This is a genomic window from Proteiniphilum sp. UBA5384 (assembly GCF_002410825.1).
Taxonomy (GTDB): Bacteria; Bacteroidota; Bacteroidia; order Bacteroidales; family Dysgonomonadaceae; genus Proteiniphilum.
The window spans coordinates 123,414-141,034 of record NZ_DHOS01000032.1 but is presented as its reverse complement, the minus strand read 5'-3'; the positions used below and the strand labels follow the sequence as shown (position 1 = coordinate 141,034).

The 17,621-nt window shown below is 41.6% G+C and carries 10 protein-coding genes; all 10 read left to right on the top strand.

All coding sequences use genetic code 11. The features are described from left to right. Positions 1-15 precede the first annotated feature (15 nt). The 10 genes from B4G81_RS06815 to B4G81_RS06770 all read left to right on the top strand — a co-directional run bounded on the left by B4G81_RS06815 (position 16) and on the right by B4G81_RS06770 (position 17,507). Positions 16-3,123, top strand: a complete 3,108-nt coding sequence (locus B4G81_RS06815; RefSeq protein ID WP_294081265.1) for a SusC/RagA family TonB-linked outer membrane protein — start codon at positions 16-18, stop codon at positions 3,121-3,123. Positions 3,124-3,135: 12 nt separating this feature from the next. After that, positions 3,136-5,223 (top strand): RagB/SusD family nutrient uptake outer membrane protein, encoded by a 2,088-nt coding sequence (locus B4G81_RS06810; RefSeq protein ID WP_294081234.1) that lies wholly within the window; start codon positions 3,136-3,138, stop codon positions 5,221-5,223. A 12-nt stretch (positions 5,224-5,235) separates the two neighbouring features. Beyond that, positions 5,236-6,246, top strand: coding sequence for a BT_3044 domain-containing protein (locus B4G81_RS06805; protein WP_294081233.1), 1,011 nt, complete (start codon positions 5,236-5,238; stop codon positions 6,244-6,246). Between the two features lie 166 nt (positions 6,247-6,412). Beyond that, on the top strand, positions 6,413-7,363 hold the full coding sequence (locus B4G81_RS06800) for an Ig-like domain-containing protein (protein ID WP_294081264.1): 951 nt from the start codon (positions 6,413-6,415) through the stop codon (positions 7,361-7,363). Between the two features lie 110 nt (positions 7,364-7,473). Continuing rightward, positions 7,474-9,447 carry an exo-alpha-sialidase gene (locus tag B4G81_RS06795; RefSeq protein WP_294081232.1) on the top strand — a complete coding sequence of 658 codons (1,974 nt, stop codon included), beginning with the start codon at positions 7,474-7,476 and terminating at the stop codon, positions 9,445-9,447. Between the two features lie 67 nt (positions 9,448-9,514). After that, positions 9,515-10,645 carry a sialidase family protein gene (locus tag B4G81_RS06790; protein WP_294081231.1) on the top strand — a complete coding sequence of 377 codons (1,131 nt, stop codon included), beginning with the start codon at positions 9,515-9,517 and terminating at the stop codon, positions 10,643-10,645. Between the two features lie 209 nt (positions 10,646-10,854). After that, a complete protein-coding gene (locus B4G81_RS06785) occupies positions 10,855-13,326 on the top strand; it encodes a hypothetical protein (protein ID WP_414703177.1) in 2,472 nt (823 codons plus the stop codon). A 60-nt stretch (positions 13,327-13,386) separates the two neighbouring features. Then, complete coding sequence (locus tag B4G81_RS06780) at positions 13,387-15,018, top strand: sialidase family protein (protein ID WP_294081229.1); 1,632 nt, start codon at positions 13,387-13,389, stop codon at positions 15,016-15,018. 19 nt (positions 15,019-15,037) lie between these two features. Further along, complete coding sequence (locus tag B4G81_RS06775) at positions 15,038-16,198, top strand: hypothetical protein (RefSeq protein ID WP_294081228.1); 1,161 nt, start codon at positions 15,038-15,040, stop codon at positions 16,196-16,198. Between the two features lie 40 nt (positions 16,199-16,238). Further along, positions 16,239-17,507 (top strand): MFS transporter, encoded by a 1,269-nt coding sequence (locus tag B4G81_RS06770; protein WP_294081227.1) that lies wholly within the window; start codon positions 16,239-16,241, stop codon positions 17,505-17,507. Positions 17,508-17,621: the final 114 nt, after the last annotated feature.

Here is a 17,621-nt window from a genome sequence, read left to right as displayed (position 1 = left end):
AACAGAATAAGCATGATGAAACATACAATATGTATTTTATTGATCTTATCATCATTTTGTATCCAGCTATTCGCCCAGGACAGAACATTCCTGATTGAAGGTGTGGTTTATGATGAAACAGACTTTCCTCTACCTGGGGCCACGGTATATTTACGGGATAAGATTAGTGTTGGCACGTCGACTGATTCCGAAGGGAAATTTAGTATTAGGGCTAGCATGAATGATGTGATCGTATTTTCCTTTGTAGGATATGAGCAAATAGAATATCTGGCTACAGGAGAAAAAAAAGATCTTATTATTAAATTCGAGAACGTTGCGCAAGAACTGGAAGAACTTGTGGTAATGGGTATGGGCACGCAAAGAAGAATATCTACTGTTGCAGCCGTAACGAGTGTTGATGTGGGTGAACTTCAAACGCCTGCAACATCTGTTACTAATTTATTAGGAGGTCGTGTTCCAGGTGTTATATCGATGCAAACAAGTGGTGAGCCAGGAAGAAACATTTCAGAATTTTGGGTGAGGGGTATCGGTACATTCGGGGCTAACTCAAGTGCATTAGTACTAATAGATGGATTAGAGGGGAACCTTAATTCGATTGATCCGGCCGATATTGAAAGCTTTTCAGTTTTAAAAGATGCTTCCGCAACTGCAGTTTATGGGGTAAGGGGCGCCAACGGTGTGGTTCTTGTCACAACTAAAAGAGGTCAGGCAGGAAAGCTTTCTATTACCGGACGTGTTAATTATACCATTTCACGGCTTAATAGAGTCCCTGAATATTTAAGGGCTTATGATTACGCATTGTTAGCAAATGAAGCAAGGGAAGTGCGAAATGAATCCCCCCTTTATTCTAATGTAGAATTAGATATTATTAAGGATGGGACCGATCCTGACCTATATCCCGATATAAATTGGCAAGATGAAGTATTGAGGAATACCGGATTACGACAATCGTATTATGTGAGCGCCCGAGGTGGTGCTCAAGTAGCGAGATATTTTCTCAGTTTGGGAGTAAGTAGTGAAACTGCAGCCTATAACACCGATAAAAATAGTTTATATGCAGCGAATGTTGGATATAATACCTATTCTTACAGAGCGAATATTGATCTGGAATTATCTCCTAATACAACACTCTATTTTGGTACTGATGGATTCCTTTCCGACCAAAAAGATCCCGGAGTCGCAAGCACAAACTATATTTGGAATGCCCAATCAAGCCTGAATCCCTTATTACTTCCGAAGATGTATTCTAATGGACAATTCCCCGCTTCAGGATCCGGTTCACTCACATCACCATTAGTACAGATAAATTATATGGGAAGGAGGTTAAAGCAAGCGTTTAATGGAAAGTTTACTCTCGCACTTGACCAAGATCTTTCCATGTTGGTGAAAGGATTATCCATCAAGGTGCAGGGTGCATACGATATTGATAGTTACTTTAGTGAAAATCGCCTTTTGAATCCGCCATTATATCAGGCCGTAGGTCGGGACCAAAAAGGGGATCTTATTACTATTCTTCGGGTACCGGAAGGAGATATTTCTTATAGTAGGAGTACAGATCAGTTCAGAAAGTATCATTTTGAATCTACCCTCAATTATGAGCAACTGATTGCTGATGAGCATCGGGTTTCGGGTTTGGTCTATTATTATTTGAGTGATGAGAAAAAAGCCAGTGATGCGACGAACAACCTTACAGCTATTCCTCTTCGTTATCAGGGTGTTTCGAGCCGACTGACTTACGGGCTCAGGGATACATATATGATCGATTTTAATTTCGGATATACCGGATCTGAGAATTTTCAGCCTGGAAGACAATATGGTTTTTTCCCTTCTATAGCATTAGGATGGGTTCCCTCAAATTACGACTTTTTGACAAAATCGTTACCCTTTATTGATTTCTTTAAAATAAGAGGATCATATGGTTCGGTGGGGAATGACCGTATCAGTAACCTTCGGTTTCCTTACCTGACAATGGTTAACCTGGGTAGCGGAAATCCGTGGGGAACATCCGCATCCCTTGAAACCGTCGGCGAATCAAGAATTGGTGCGGATAATCTCAGATGGGAAAAAGCCATTAAGGCGAATATTGGAATTGAAACACGACTCTTTAATGAAAAAATTTCCCTTGTTGTCGATATGTTTAATGATGTAAGGGATGGTATTTTTATGCAGCGTGTTCAAGTACCGGATTATGCCGGTCTGATTACAAAACCCTACAGTAATATAGGGAAGATGAGTAGCTACGGATCAGACGGAAATATTGCTTTCACACAAGATCTCAAGAGGAATATGAGTTTTACCATCCGGGGTAATTACACCTATTCCAGAAATAATGTTCAACATTGGGAAGAAGCCAACCCGCCTTATCCGTATCAGGACGCATCGGGTTATCCTCATGGCACGATTAGGGGATATCATGCCATTGGTTTATTCAAGGATTGGGATGATGTAAATAACAGCCCCGCTCAGTTTGGCAATGTGATGCCGGGAGATATCAAATATCGGGACGTGAATGGGGATGGTGTGATTAATACGAACGACATGACACCATTGTCTTATAGCACCTATCCATTACTTATGTATGGCTTTGGAGGTGAGTTCAGGTATAAGGATCTGACAATAGGAGTGTTGTTTAAAGGAACAGGTAAAACAGACTTTTTTCATGTGGGCTATAATGTTCCAAATGTAGGTCGCAATGGGATGGGATATGTCCCGTTTTTCAGGGGTGAAAATGGAAATGTTCTCACCATCGTAAATGATCCTGCTAATCGCTGGATCCCCAGAGATTATGCGATTGAACATGGAATTGATCTTAAATATGCTGAAAATCCAAATGCCCGGTTCCCCAGACTTTCCTATGGATACAATGAAAATAATTCCCAGATATCTGATTTCTGGAAAGGTGATGCGCGCTACCTGAGATTGCAGGAAGTAACGATTAATTATAATCTGAAAAACGACTTCCTCAGAAAACTGAAAATTGCTTCTATCGACCTTCAGTTAGTAGGCAATAACCTGCTGTTATGGGATAAAGTAAAATTATTTGATCCAGAGCAAGCACACCGGAACGGTGAAATATATCCTATACCTACAACATATGCACTGCAACTGTATATTAATTTATAAAATATAAATAAAATGAAAATATATGATTTCTATCATACTCCTTCTTCAAACAAGGGTATATCGGTAGACTCCGAAAATGCCGGTAGGCGAAAGAAGAAATGGGGAAAATTGTTTATTTCAACGATTTTTACTTTTTCAATCCTTCTTGCATCCTCTTCTTGTAAAGACTTTTTGAGTATAGACGATTATTTTAGCGATGAAATGAAATTGGATTCTGTTTTCTCTAATACAAGATATATAAAAGCGTATATGTGGGATGCGGCAAACTTATTTCCTGATGAAGGAGCGATATTTCAGAATAACTATACTCCGGGGCCGCTGGCAACAGATGAGGCTTTTACAAGTTTCCTCACCACAAGCAGTTACAACGGAATGAGATATGTGTTAGGTGAAATAACTCCTGATAATATGTACTCATTTAATACATGGGGAAAACTATACCAGATTATTCGCAAATGTAACACCATATTTAACCGGATTGATGAGGCAAAAGATATGACAACCCGTGATCGGTTCGAGATACTTGGTACAACTCGTTTTATAAGAGCCTATGCATATTATAATATACTGGTTGATTTTGGTCCTCCTATCCTGCTTGATGATGAAGTAATGGAGTCAAATGAACAACTTCCTTATTATGACCGTGCAAGAAGTACTTACGATGAAGCTGTTGAATATATATGCAATGAACTTGAAGAAGCCGCTATATACCTTCCCGCAAGTAGATCTCTCATGGAATTCGGGTTACCCACGCAGGGTGCTGCATATGGTTTGGTCGCCCGTATTAGGTTGATTCATGCTAGCCCTTTATATAATGGAGGAGATGCGGCCAGAAGAGCATTCGGTAATTGGAAACGATCTGTAGATGGTGTCCCCTATGTGTCACAAACATATGATGAGAAAAGATGGGCAATAGCCGCAGCTGCTGCAAAAAAAGTAATGGACCTGGATGGGGCGGGTGGAAAACGTTATAAATTGCATACGGTAGTAGCAGATTCGGAAACTCCTCCATTACCCACCGGGGTGACATCCGATCCGGGCTATTATAATGAATGGCCTGACGGAGCTGCCGGAATAGATCATTTTAAATCATACTCCGATATGTTTACGGGAGAATCTGTAATACCAGTTAACCCTGAATATGTGTGGGGTATAAGGAGTAATTCTATCCGCAATAATACACGTATGTCTTTTCCTCAAAAATTGAGTGGATGGAATGGATTGAGTGTTACCCAGAAAGTTATAGATGCCTATGCTACTGTTGATGGCAGAGCTATTGACGATTCGAGTACGGAATACCCTTACAGTGAATCAGGGTTCACAAATGAAGTCAAAATATTTTCAGGCTACAGACTTAATGCAGGGGTAAGTAATATGTACCACAATCGTGAAATGCGTTTTTACGCTTCGGTAGGATTTAGTGAGTGCTTTTGGCCTATGACATCTTCCACGTCATCAGGACAATACAATCAGACCATCACTTATTATTATGATTCTCCTAATGGAAAGGGTGGTGTTAGTGCTCCTCAGGATCATCCGATTACGGGCTATGTTATTAAAAAGTATATACACCCTAACGATGCATGGGGTGGTACAAATGCACATAGAATGGACAAAGCATTTCCTATTCTCCGTTATGCGGAAGTGTTGTTAAGTTATGCGGAAGCATTGAATAATTTGACTGAAAGCCATACTGTAGAAGCTGATGGGAAGGAACAGGTTCTTACGCGGGATATGGCCGAAATTAAAAGGGCTTTTAACCAAGTGAGGTATCGAGCGGGATTACCGGGTCTGAACGGGAGTGAAGACAGACAAACCGTTCAAAATATGATTGAGAAAGAGCGAATGATTGAATTTCTTTTCGAGAATCGCAGATATTACGATGTCAGAAGATGGGGTATATACGAAGCAACAGAAAACGTCCCCATTAAAGGTATGAACGTGGAAGGATCAAAAGAAGTCTTTTATAATAAAGTTATTCCGAATACTTCCAGAATTGGAGCCAGAGTTGTCAATAGACGATTAATACTATTACCTATCCCATTGAGAGAGGTAAGAATTTTACCATCATTAGATCAAAACCCTGGTTGGGAGGATTAATTTTTAAATCTTATGAAGATGAAAAGTAAGAATTTTAGATACGGTATAAATAATGCCAATGGGAATGATTTTGCCCATTTAGGGAAAATGGGCAAGGGTATGTTCTTCTCATTAATTATGCTTGCACTGGCTCTTGTCGCCTGTGACAGGGATGAAGTCTTCGAGAAAGAACAATACAAGAACGTTTTTGCTTTAATAAGTGAAAACGATAATGTGTCACGTAAATTTCATTTGTTGGGCAAAGAATCGGTAGGGTATGTAGCTGCTTCGTTGGGGGGGACAAATCCGACAACAAAGAATATTGTGGTGAAAATGGTGGAGGACCCGTATTATTTAAATGCTTTCAATAAAATGAATTTTGATGTGGATAAGGCTAAATACGTACTCCCCATGCCGGAAAGTAATTATGATATTGAGAACTTTGAATTCACTATTCCTGACGGTGAAATTCGTGGGAGATTGCCGATACGAGTGAGGCCGGATGGTTTATCGCCGGATCATGAATATGGTATTCCATTAAGAGTGGAGTCGCATTCTGCTTATGAAGTTAATCCGGACAAGAGCTATATTATTTATAGTGTGAGGATTAAAAATCGATGGGCCGCAGGCGATGGTAATACTGTATACAATATGAATGCCAGAATGAGTGAAAAAGGAGAAACATATGAATTACAAATGCCGGGTACCAAAGTGATGCATCCAATAACTGAAAATCAGGTGAGGATTATGGCTGGAAACGAAACCTATGAAGCTATAGCATCGACCTTTAATAAGTTTGCCATATTATTGACGATAGATGAGGACAACAGAGTTGCAATTTCACCGTACAAGAATATTGAAGTCACTCAAATGGATGGGGATCCTTTTTATAATAATACTTTTTTTATTGAAGATGATGGATTTCAAACATATAAAACTTTTCGTTTAAGATATGAGTATAAATCAGATAATAAGATATATGAATTTAAGGAGGAGTTACGTTTGCAATTCAATCCCAATGAAGAATCAGAGGAGTTTGATTAGTAATGATTATATGAGGAATAATATGGTGTGATAAGTATCAACAATTTTATTTAAAATGATGAAAACAATTTTTTTAAAATATATAACAGTTCTCTTTGTTCTTATTGGATTTGTTTCTTGTGATGAGTATGTCAGAAGAGATGTAGAAAAAAACATATATGTGAATATGTTATCTCTCAATTTGTTTGTGGAGGACGAGATACAGTTGATAGCCAGTCCATCGGATGGTACGTATGAATATCGTTGGAAGAGTGAAAACACTGATATCGCCACTGTAGATGACAATGGTTTGGTGAAGGTGATAAGTGAAGGGTACACTGATATTACTGTAAGTAGTGGAAATATTCAAACCAAAATACCTTTAACAGCATTAGTGAGAATTCCACTTCAAAACGTAGAACTGAGCGACACATATCTGGAAATGTTACCTGGGCAAGCAAAGACTATTCTTGTTACCCTCATTCCTGATAATACAAACGATATTCCTTCCGATTCATGGACATCAGAGGATGAAAGTATTGTAACTGTAAATGCCAGTGGTGCATTATCTATTGTAAGAGAAGGGGTGACTACAATTACATATCGTATTGGAGATATTGTAAAAACTCTTACCGTAGATGCTGCTTATACCCGCTCATTTTTAGGGCCTCATATCCTTTCTGCCAACGCTCCATATGAGTTGCCTGCAGCGAACTTTGATACCGGAGGAGAAGGGTTCGCTTTTCACGATGATGCTACTATAAGGGGAAATACCTATAGACAAGACAATGGCGACAACGGAAGCCCCCAAGTAGATATTGAAGGCAAAGGAGTCAATATTGGGAACATAGCAGTTGGTGAGTGGCTTGTTTATACTATAGAAGTGGAAGAGCCGGGAGATTATCGGGTGGAAGTGAGTCTCTCTGCAAGATATGATGGAAGTAGCTTTCATCTTGAACTCGATAATGACAATGTTACGGGAACAGTGACTATCCCTAGTAATAATAGCTGGAATGCCTGGAGGTGGTTTACAACACCTTCGTTAGTCCTGAACTTTACAGAAGGAAGACACCGAATTAAATTTTATGTTGAAGGATACGGATTTAATCTCAGAGCTTTTAGATTCACGAAGATTTGAGGTGTAAATATTATTTTTTCGATTATTAAAGTAGAAATTGACTATTGGATGATGAGTGTGAAGTTGAAACGTAAACTTTGGTACACTCATCATTCTTAACTTTCAAAAACATGAAATATAGTATAGTTGCCATTCTTATATTATACTTTGTATTAATTGTTTCTTGTAGTGGAAATACAGAGTCTGAACATCGGCCAGCAAAAGTTGAAACCCTTGGAGTAGATGGCATAACAGAAAATTCCGCTGTCTGCAAAGGCGGTATAATAGATGCAGGAACAAGAGTTATTGCAGAGTTCGGCATGGAAGTAGAGGATGGAACAGGTTACAAAAAATATCGGCGTACCACATTGTCAGGCGCTGAGTTCGGAGTTACTCTTACCGGATTAAATCCGGATCAAACTTATAAATACCGTGCATATATTGATGATGGTTCAATTCAGTATGGAACTGAAAAAGAATTCACTACCCTTAAAAAGGGAGAAGGGGCGAATCCCGGACTCACTTCACTTGAAATTCTCTCCGGATATAATAGATTGCAAATTGTGGGTGTTTTTTCCTCCTTATCTGGGGTAGCTTATATTAAAATAGGAGGGATTGACACGCAAGAGCCGGTAATAATAGAGGCAGGCGAAATAGAGAATAATAAATTTGAGCGAATACTGGAACTTCCGGAAAAGGAATATCTGCTTGAGTTAACGGTATATGATCATCTGGGACGGGAAATAATAAAAGAAACAGCCCCTGCAATAATTTATGGCGAAGCATACCGCAGCACTCTCCAAAATGTAGAGTTAAAATCCCTTCAGTTCAATATTACTGACAATTCGCTTATATTCAATTGGGGAGAAGTTTCTCAATACGTATTGAGGACTGAATTTACGTATACCAATATCCATCTGGATGAAAAAACAGTGTTAAATCCAACTGCACTGAACGATATTGCAACTGGGTACGCAAAATATAGGACTGCCTATCTTCCGGTGGAGAATATGTTGGACACGTTATATACTGAATTCGAAACCGTTGAAGTTGGAGATAATGAAAATCGGTCAACAGGAAATAATCCATTCATTCAGGGGAATGAGGGTTATTTCGCCTACCGTATTCCCTCGATGGTTGTGACGAATAATGGTACAATTTTGGCGTTTGCTGAAGGAAGGAGAAACAGCATAGAAGATACGGGCGATATTGATATTGTGCTAAAACGCTCTACAGATAATGGATCAACCTGGTCTCCTCTGGAAATTGTGAAAGATGATGGGGTAAATCGCTGTCAAAATCCGGTGCCAATACATATACCTGAAACAAACAGGATAATTTTACTCACTTGTTGGAATGTTGGTGCAAGTGGAGATCGAAGGGTATTTGTCACTTATTCTGATGATGAGGGGAAAACATGGGCTGAAGAGAAAGAAATCTCCGCCTCGGTTAAACCGGGTAATTGGAATTGGTATGCCACCGGTCCTTGTCATGGAATCGTTAAAACATACTCCCCGCATAAAGGAAGGATAGTTGTACCATGCAACCATACGTTGAACGGAGGAGGGGGTATTTCCTATTCTCATATTATCTTTTCGGACGACGGAGGTATTACATGGGAGTTGGGAGGAGAACCATGTGCAGATACAAACGAAAGCACCGTAGTAGAACTTAGTAATGGCGACCTAATGCTTAATATGAGAAGAACAACATCTCCCAACAATCGTGTTGTATCCACGAGTAGTGATGGTGGTATTACATGGAAAGAATGTTGGCGGGATAATACTTTAATATCGCCGGGATGCCAGGGTTCCATATTCAGATATGATTTGAATGGTGAAAATGGTAAAGCGAGAATTTTATTTTCCAATCCTGCTCATGAAACAAGTAGGCGCAATAATACCCTTAGGCTTAGTAATAATGATGGGGAAACCTGGACTAAAAAACGGATGTATGTGGAAAATACCGGTCAATCTGTTTTCTATGGCGCATATTCGGATATTGCTAAATTGATCGATGGAGACATAGCTATGCTATATGAGAAAGGATATCGGAATGAGGAAGGTATCTGGTTCCGTAAAATCGATATATCTGAATTGGAATAGAGCGGATAGCATTCGAATGAGATTTTTTGACATTAGATTTCAACCTGTTTAAAAATAACTATATAGAATGAGAATTTATCATAAGTATCTTTTTATTCTTTTGTTTTTACCGGTATTATTGGCTTCATCTGTGCCAGTAGATTTGGATATTATTCCGGAAACACAGAAAAAATTCAACTATGTATATGAACAAGGAGCATCGGGGTATGAAGTGTACCGTATCCCGGCAATTGTGAAAACAAAGGGAGATATATTACTTGCTTTTGCAGAAGCGAGGAAATTAAGAAGGAATGGTGATTCGGGTGATATCGATTTGGTTGTGAAGAGGTCTCTTGACAAGGGGAAAACCTGGAGTGATTACATAGTGATATGGGATGATGGAGAAAACTCCTGTGGAAATCCCGTGCCTATAGTGGACGATAAGGGGAGGGTACACTTGTTGATGACATGGAATCACGGTGATGATAAATGGGGCGCACTGGTAAACGGAACCGGAAGAAATATCCGCCGGGCTTATTATACTTATTCAGACGACGAGGGGAGATCATGGGCTAACCCTCAAGAGATAACCTCAAGTATTAAAGATCCGGCTTGGGATTGGTACGGGACTGGGCCCGTACATGGTATCCAGATAAAGAATGGAGTATATAAAAACCGTTTGGTCACGCCGAACTATTTTACAATAAGAGAGAATGGGAAAGTTGTTGACTACTCCCATATTGCTTATTCGGATGATTATGGAAAAAACTGGAAATCAGGAAGACCTACACCCGTGGGAAGTGTCGGTGAGTGTTCGGTTACGGAACTTGGTGATGGATACTTAATGCTTACTATGAGGACCGGAGACGGATCTTATCGTAAGTATAGTCTGAGCTACGACGGGGGAATTTCCTGGTCCGAGCCGGAATACAATATACAACAGTTGGATGCTAATTGTCAGGGAAGCATTCTGAAAATCGGCGATGCACTCTTTCTTTCTAACGCGGCAGCAGCCACAAGAACAAACCTGACCATTCAAAAAAGCACGGATAACGGAGTAACCTGGAGTGGAAAATATGTTGTTTACACTGGGAACTCAGGATATTCTGACTTGGTTGAAATTTCAGAGAATCAGATTGGAATATTTTACGAAGGAGGGGAAAAAAGATATACAGATGGTTTGGATTTTAAGATTATAGACATCAAATTAATAAAGTAATATCTTTTATTCCGGTCTCTTTTTCAGCTTTTCCCTTCCGTTGTTTAAGATTTTAAATACAAATTATCTTGAAAACTATTCACGTAAAACAGGAGGGACGAAGATTATGGTATTTTTTATAGAAAGTGGATGCGCTTGATAGTTTGCAAACCTACTATAATTGGTGAGTATGAATTACGGAGATAAATCGTTTTAAAATAATGTTTTATATGGTCTTGAAAAAAATGATTTTTTTTATTGGTGTGACATTGATCTTAGCATGCACGGCACAAAAAAATAATTTGGAATTGCCGGCATCTATTTCAGGTATCTATCCTCATTTGGCTTATTATAATAACGAAGGTGAATGCGGCACCGGAGCTGTGGTTCCCTGGGCGGGAAGCTTATGGGTGATTACCTATGGCCCTCATTTGCCTTACGGTTCATCCGACAAATTATATCAGGTCACACCCGGTTTACAGCAAATAGTCCGAGATGAGAGTATTGGAGGTACTCCTGCCAACCGGATGATACACAAGGAAAGTAATCAGCTTTTTATGGGGCCCTATGCCATTGATGCGGAAGGGGGCATCCGTGCAATTCTATATACCGATATGCCCGGAAGGCATACTGGGAATGCGCGTCATTTGACTAATCCCGCCAATAAGATCTACTACGGCACCATGGAAGAAGGATTTTATGAAGTGGATGTGAATACGCTGGAAGTGGAAGAACTATTCCGGGACGGGAATGTGGATCGCAAGCCCGGAGAAATGGCGCAGGAAGCGGCGTTATTGCCCGGTGCTCATGGTAAAGGCCTCTACTCGGGACAGGGGGTACTGGTCTATTCCAATAATGGCGAAGCTACACAAGAAGCATTGCATAAATTTGATGTGGAGGCCGGATCCCTTTCCGAATGGGATGGGAAAGAGTGGAAATTAGTACGCCGAAATCAGTTTGTAGAAGTAACCGGCCCCGGCGGAATATATGGTAATCCCAGTCCTGAAATCGCCCCGATCTGGGCAACCGGATGGGATCATAAGTCCCTGTTGCTTGGTGTGCGGGATGTGAAAGATGGATGGAGTTTTTACCGTCTGCCGAAAGCAAGTCATAGTTACGACGGTGCACACGGGTGGAATACTGAATGGCCCCGTATCCGCGATGTAGGTACGCAAGAGCAACCGGATTATCTGATGACGATGCATGGGATGTTCTGGAATTTTCCCGGTACGTTCAGGGTGACAAACAGCGCCGGCATCCGTCCCCGTTCCGCTTATTTGAAAGTAATCGGTGATTTTACAAGATGGGAGGATCAATTGGTTTTTGGTTGTGATGATTCTGCCCAAAAGGAGTTTCTTAATAAACGTAAGGCAAAAGGAAATATTGAAGGACCGGGTCAGTCTAATTCAAATCTATGGTTTACAACGGTATCCATACCCGACCAGTTGGGCCCTGTTACCGCAACCGGCACAGTCTGGGCAGGAGAAATAGTCAATGCGGATGAATGCTCGGAACCGTTCCTATTTGCCGGTTGGCCACATCGCAGCAGTTGGGTGAAAAATGAAGGGGCTACTCAGGTAACGGTCACTTATGAAGTAGATAAAAAGGGAAATAATGAGTGGAGTACGTTGAAAACTATAGATTTGGTTCCCGGTGAGTCGGTCCATGTCGACTTTTCTTCATCGGAAACAGGAGAGTGGGTACGAGCCAAACCGGACAGGCCGGTTACACTTACTTTGACCTTTACCTATAGTGATAACGATACAAGGAGTACTGTTCCGGATGCAATTTTCAACGGATTGACCGATGTAGGGTCGGAATCGAGTCTGGGTGGATTGTTGTATGCTTTGGGTGAAAACCGCCGTGCGCTCGGTTTATTTGCGAATAGAACCACCGAGGGAAAAATATCGGAAACCGGATATTATGAAATGGGTGAAGCACTGAAACTGGAACGGAAAGAGGATGCCGAAACAGCCGGTTTTATCCGCGATCGGTTTGCCATACCCTCGCAGGTAGTGGAGATAGAAAAAGGATCCGTTCTAATAGTTGATGATAAAAACCGGCGGTGGAGATTACCCTTAGGAGAGGATGCTTACAGTTCTTTGACCGATCGGGGACTGTTGCGTATATGTCGTGAAGTAGCCACAGAGCGGGATCTGTTCAGTTGCCACGGTACCTTTTATGAATTGCCGGCAGAAAATGCGGACGGATATGCCAAGATCCGCCCGGTAGCTACCCATCACTACCGTATCAATGACTATGCTTCCTACCGTGGAATGCTTATACTAACCGGTATTACTCCTGAAGAAGGAAAGGAAAACCCGCATATCATTGTTTCGGAAGACGGCAAAGCAGCCGTATGGGCAGGCGTCATCGATGACCTGTGGAAATTAGGAAAACCGACCGGTAAAGGAGGTCCGTGGGTAGATTCAAACGTAAAAGCACAAGTTGCTTCCGACCCTTATCTGATCGGTTTTTATGATGAACGGGAATTGACCTTGTCTCATACGTCAGAAAATAAAGTGAAGATCACACTGGAAGTGGATCCGACGGGAAACGGCGATTGGATGGAGTATGCGGTTTACACGGTAGAACCGGGACAACAACAACGTCATCAGTTTACCCCTTCTTTTCAGGCACGCTGGATCCGGTTTACTTCGGATACCGATGCAAATATAACCACATGGTTGGAATATAAATAGTGTTAGCTGCTTATTTAAAAATCTAAATAAGGACATAATATAAACTTTAAAAATATAAATATGAGAAAAGTATCATTATGTTTGGTTGCGGGAATAATTTTCTTTTTATCCTGTCAATCATATGGTCAGGATATTAAAGCGGATGTACAATACCCTATGTTGCCGGTATTAAGTCAAAAAGATATAAATCCGGTAATGCGTGTCGATCTTATAAACCGGACAGGAGAAAATTACGAGATACAAAAAATAGATTTGGAACTGGAAGGTGATGATGTAAGTCAGATTGTAGAGTCAATCAGCATTTATGGTGCGAAAAATAATGGAATGATCAATTCTGGTAAGCTTCTCAGCAATCCTCTCCCTGCATTGCAAAAAGTTTCTTTTGAAGACACCTTTACAATCGATACAGATACGTTTTCCTTTTGGATATCCATAAAACTAAAAGAAGATATATCTCTTCAAAGCCGGATACGAGTAATACTTACGGAAATTAGGACGGATCCGGAAGTCCTGAGACTTTCGGAAAAAAGACCTACCGAAAAACTGAGAGTGGGAGTCGCCGTTCGTCAACATAAGCAGGACGGTGTGCATACTTCGCGTATCCCGGGACTGGAGACTTCGAAAAATGGAACGCTGCTGGCCATATATGATGCGCGTTACGATAGTGGTCGTGATCTGCAGGGGCATATGGACATTGCATTGAACCGGAGTACCGATGGAGGTCGGACTTGGGACCCAATGCAGACTGTGCTGGATATGAACGAGTGGGGTGGATTGCCAGAGAAATATAACGGGGTAAGCGATGCCTGTATTCTTGTGGATGATAATACAGGTGATATCTATGTCGCCGGACTATGGATGCATGGGGTACTCGATCGTGAAACCGGGAGATGGGTGGAAGGTATGACCGAAGACAGTACCCGATGGATTCATCAGTGGCATGCGAAAGGTTCACAGCCGGGATTTGGTGTAAAAGAAACATCTCAATTCCTGATTACGAAGAGTTCAGACGACGGGCTGACCTGGAGCGAACCGATGAATATAACCCCTATCAAGAAGAGAGAGTGGTGGTTGTTTGCCCCGGCACCGGGACATGGAATCACCCTGGCAGATGGCACATTGGTGCTACCCACACAGGGAAGGGATGAAACTGGCAAACCGTTTTCCAATATCACATGGAGCAAAGATGGTGGAAAGACATGGACTACCAGTAATCCTGCTACAAAAAATACCACAGAATGTATGGCTGTGGAGTTGTCCGACGGGTCCATTATGTTGAACATGAGAGATAACCGTAACAGGGGGAATGAGGAGGTAAACGGACGCTCTGTCTTTATCACTAACGATTTGGGAGAAACATGGGTTGAACATCATACTTCCCGAAATGCATTGATAGAACCCACCTGTATGGCAAGTTTACATAAGCACGTCTATCAGGAAAATGGAGAGAAGAAAACAATGCTCTTATTTGTCAATCCCGCTTCAACTTCAAAACGCAATAATATCACGCTGAAAGCGAGTTATGACGATGGCAATACTTGGCCCGAAGAGAAATATATCCTGTTGGATGAATACAGTGGACGGGGATATTCCTGCATCACTTCGGTCAATGATACAACTATTGGAATCCTTTATGAGAGTAGTCAGGCCGACATGGTTTTCCAGACTGTTTCCCTTGAAGAACTTAAATAAACGAATCACTCAATCATTTATGATACCTAAAAAAACTTATCTGACCCGTACCGCTCTCTATCTATTGCTTGTGGTACTTGCAGCCGTTATAAATTCCTTTTCCCTGAAAGCGAATAATTTTAACAATCTACATCAGATCAATGTATTTTCCATGGAAACATTGGCTGATTCAACGCTCCACGAAGGACTGGCAGGTACATTCTTCGGGAAGCAGGGAAACTGGTTTATTATGGCGGGAGGTTCTTCATTTCCTTATGGTAAGCCGTGGCAGGGTGGAGTCAAGCAGTATTCGGATAAGGTTTTTGTTTTTCAGCAGCAGTCAGACGGTTCACTCAACATAGTGTATGAGGGAAGTGATTTACCCGTTCCTGTTGCCGAAGGATCCTATGCGACTATACCGGGAGGATTGCTCTGTGCGGGAGGACTCACCCCGGAGGGGATTACCGCAAAATCATGGTTGCTTTCGTATAATGGAGGGGCAGTTGCCATTACTGAATACCCTGCGTTACCAATACCGGTTAAAAACTCTACTGCCACAGTGATCGGTTCTAGAGTCTATCTGGTGGGAGGTGAATTGGCAGACGGCAACTCATCGAATCAATTTCTTGTGCTTGATCTGAGTAATCCGGGCAAAGGATGGAACAAACTGGTCAATTTTCCGGTATCGATCTCGGGGGCTGCCCTCATATCCCAGCAGTATGGTGAAGAGATGTCGCTTTTTGTTTTTGGAGGCAGGGCGAAGGTCGATTCCGGACCAACTGCTTTCTATTCATCGGTATATCATTTTCGTCCCTCTACAGGTAGATGGGTTAAGAAGCAGGATATCCGTTTGAAGGAAAATGAGGGTATTCCATTGGCAATGGCCACAGCCGCTTCGGTAGATAGTTCGCATATCCTACTATATGGGGGAGATGGAGGAGTGGTATTTAATCAGGTGGAACATGCTGTCAATAAGGGAGATTTTGATGAACGGGACAGCCTTTGGATAAATCACGGGGGATTCAATAATAAAATATTGGTTTACAGTATTATTACAGATGAGTGGTTGCAGGCGGGGGAAACAATGAATCCTCCTGTAGCGGTTGCGGCAAATATTTCGGATGGTGAGAACGTGTATATCGTTTGTGGTGAAATTCGCCCGGGAGTCCGTTCACCTTATATTACCCGTCTTTATAGATAAAACTGTCGTAAAGAGCAAGAAATAAAATAATAAAAAGACAATGAAGAATAAAAAATATTACCCTTGGATAGTTGTTTGTTTGCTTTGGATGGTTGCATTGCTCAATTATCTTGACCGACAGATGCTTTCTACCTTGCAGTCATCGATGCAATTGGATATAAAAGAGTTAGCTATAGCGGAGAATTTTGGACGGGTAATGGGTATTTTCCTGTTAATTTACGGATTGATGAGCCCGGTTGCAGGAGTAATTGCCGACAGGGTCAATCGTAAGTGGGTTATTGTAACCAGTCTGTTTGTCTGGTCGGCGGTGACTTATTTGCTCGGACTTGCCCAAACTTTCCAGCAGGTATACTGGTTACGGGCATTCATGGGTGTGAGTGAGGCGTTATACCTGCCTACCGCACTGGCGATGATTGCAGATTTCCACAGTTCCAAAACCCGTTCACTCGCTATCGGGATTCATATGTCGGGGTTGTACGTGGGACAGGCGCTTGGAGGATTCGGGGCAACCATTGCTGCTAACTATTCCTGGCATACCGTTTTTCATTGGTTTGGAATGATCGGGATTATCTATTCGGTGGTATTGATATTCTTCTTACACGATAAAGAGGGGCATGCCGGCACTGCAACCGCAAGGTTAAATTCCAAATCTACAGAAAAAATTAAAAAAGAGTCCCTATTCAGTTCATTCGGTGTGATCCTCGGGACACTTTCTTTCTGGATATTACTTTTCTACTTTATGGCGCCCAGTTTTCCGGGTTGGGCTACAAAAAACTGGCTTCCTACCCTTTTCTCTGAGAATCTGGGGATAGAGATGGCCAAGGCAGGCCCGATGGCTACCATCTCAATCGCCATAGCCTCTTTTATTGGTGTCCTAATTGGAGGACCTCTGTCTGACCGCTGGGTGCAAAAAAATATCAGGGGTAGAATATACACTAGCGCCATCGGATTGATCCTCACCGTACCATCCCTTGTCTTACTGGGATACGGACATACATACGCAGGACTTATTGGAGCCAGCATGCTTTTCGGAATTGGCTTCGGTATGTTTGATACCAATAATATGCCTATTCTCTGCCAGATTATACCTCAACAATACAGGGCTACTGCCTACGGAATCATGAACATGATGGGGGTTTTCGCCGGATATACCGTGACATTGATGTTGGGCTCCTCTACCGACGCCGGTAATCTCGGTGCGGATTTTAGCAAACTATCCATTGTTGTGCTGGCTGCTGTTGTGCTAATGCTGACTTTGGTAAAACCGAAGCATGAATTAAGTTATCCGCAAGAAGAAAAGCAATCATAAAAGAATAGCGGATTTATCTGGAAGGTACTGAAAATACAGATTCTTTATATCCCGATAGGACTGTAATCCTATCGGGATTTTCTACTACTCCGGAATTTTATAATTCACACACAA